This is a genomic window from Blastomonas sp., assembly GCF_041747255.1.
Lineage (GTDB): Bacteria > Pseudomonadota > Alphaproteobacteria > Sphingomonadales > Sphingomonadaceae > Blastomonas.
In genome coordinates, this window is sequence record NZ_JBGTFM010000175.1 from 1 (window position 1) to 1716 (window position 1716).

Annotated in this window: 1 protein-coding gene and 1 pseudogene; one reads left to right on the plus strand and one right to left on the minus strand. The window is 55.4% G+C overall.

Annotated features, from left to right (window positions below):
- Positions 1-182, minus strand: a pseudogene (locus tag ACEW8G_RS06270) (EF-hand domain-containing protein); the annotation flags it as partial.
- Positions 183-505: 323 nt separating this feature from the next.
- Between ACEW8G_RS06270 and ACEW8G_RS06275 the strand changes: the two are divergent.
- Positions 506-1327 carry a hypothetical protein gene (locus tag ACEW8G_RS06275; protein ID WP_373487582.1) on the plus strand — a complete coding sequence of 274 codons (822 nt, stop codon included), beginning with the start codon at positions 506-508 and terminating at the stop codon, positions 1325-1327.
- Positions 1328-1716: the final 389 nt, after the last annotated feature.

A 1716-nucleotide genomic window follows, 5' to 3' on the forward strand; every position in this document is an offset into this window, starting at 1 on the left:
GCATCCATCTTGGCAAAGCGCGCGCGGGCGTGGGCGCGGACCTCGTCTTCGGTGATGATGCCATCACCATTGGTATCAATCGCGGCCATGCCACGTGCCATGCCGGGCGCGGGCTGGGCCATGGCGGTGCCAGCAGTCAGCAGCGCAGCGAGTGCGGCGCCTGCAAATAGGGTCTTTTTCATCTGGGTTTCCTTTCGGGAAAAAACTGTCGTTCACCAAGACAGAGGCGACCGCCCTGGCCCGAACGGTCGGGGAGGGCGAAGGACCAGAACGATTACCTTGATCCCGGTTCTAAAGGCGGCTTGTCGCACAAGTTTGCCGGAACACCGACTAAAGTGTCGCAATTTGTATCGTTTTGGCAATGCCGTTCATGCTGGCGACAATTTTTATTTTGCGGCATTCTGAAATCGCGGCTGAATCGAATGGCCTTGCCAAACATCTGGTATCTTGACAGTCAACTAGCCGTCGATCAAAAATTGGTGCTATGAAAATCAGGAGATCGATAATGTTCTTGAGAGCTTTGCTTACAACGCTAACTATGTGCTTCGGCGTACAGTTTCATGCACTTGCACAGGCTCCGGGCAAGTTGCCGATCACCACAGGTGTGTGGATAGACGCTTCTGAACGCTGCAACACTGCCACATATGTTACCATCTATAATGGAGAAAGTTGGGGATCGGTCAGTTTTGTGACCAACGACCCGAAAGAGCAGCCCCACAGCGAGTTGGATCCAATCTCCAGGGTTCAAGCGCAGCGTAACGGGTTCACAGACGTTTGGTTTGCCGACTTTGGAAGGCCGTCATGGTCGATTAAAGCGTCCGGGCAGTCGACAGCCGTTGTCAGGCCCGTTGCAGATGATCGATTTCAAGGTAGACCGGCAGACGAATTGATCAAAAAGTGTGATTTGACATCGCTTGCTCCACGTATGCGCGATGCGGTAGCGCAATCCATCGCGCCAGCAGCTTCACCGGCCGCAGTCAGCAACACTGCAAGCGCTTCTGACACTATGCCTGCTGCTGTTGCACCGCTACAAATTCCACCCGGTCACTATGTTGAAGCGAAACTCCCGTGTGGTTCGACCGCTGGTCCACTTTTTTATTACGACGGACGGCGGTTTGCCTTTGTAGATATGGGCGGCCCTCTCGCGAACCGGTTTGAACCTATGTCTAAAGCGAAAGGGTCAGGAGCCCGTTGGCTGCTTGATCGCTATACGCGGCTGACAATTTTAGGCGCAGGGAGAATCCGAATATCCGATGACAATACAGGCGACACGGATATGCGTTGGTGTCCCGCATCGCAGGTTGCGCCGAAGATGAAAGTGCCCTGACCACAGCGCGCCCGTTCACGACAGGCGACGCGGCAGCGCGAGGGCGAACTGCTCCTTCAGCTAAATTCGTTCACATTGTTGAGCGCAAAAATCGAGCCAGCGGCCATGAAAGTCGCTCTCGTGCGCAGAATCACACGCAAGTGTCCCAAAACTGGCAATGGTTGGTTAACCCTGCTTGACAGGGGCGGCCTTCAATAAGACCAATGCATAACAATGGGATATTTGACAAAACCATGACGCCCGATGAAAGCCCGGCGGATGCGCTTTCAGCGATGAGGGCCGCCAACCTGCATCTGCAGGCCACGATCGATGATCTGCGCCAGCGCCTTGAGGCGACGGGCGCAGAATCAGAGCGGCGCCTCACCCGCGCGCAGGCGGATGAGGCAGCG

Excerpts from the sequence above, each read along its gene's own strand:
- ACEW8G_RS06275 (WP_373487582.1), top strand. The coding sequence starts at position 506 with ATGTTCTTGAGAGCTTTGCTTACAACGCTAACTATGTGCTTCGGCGTA.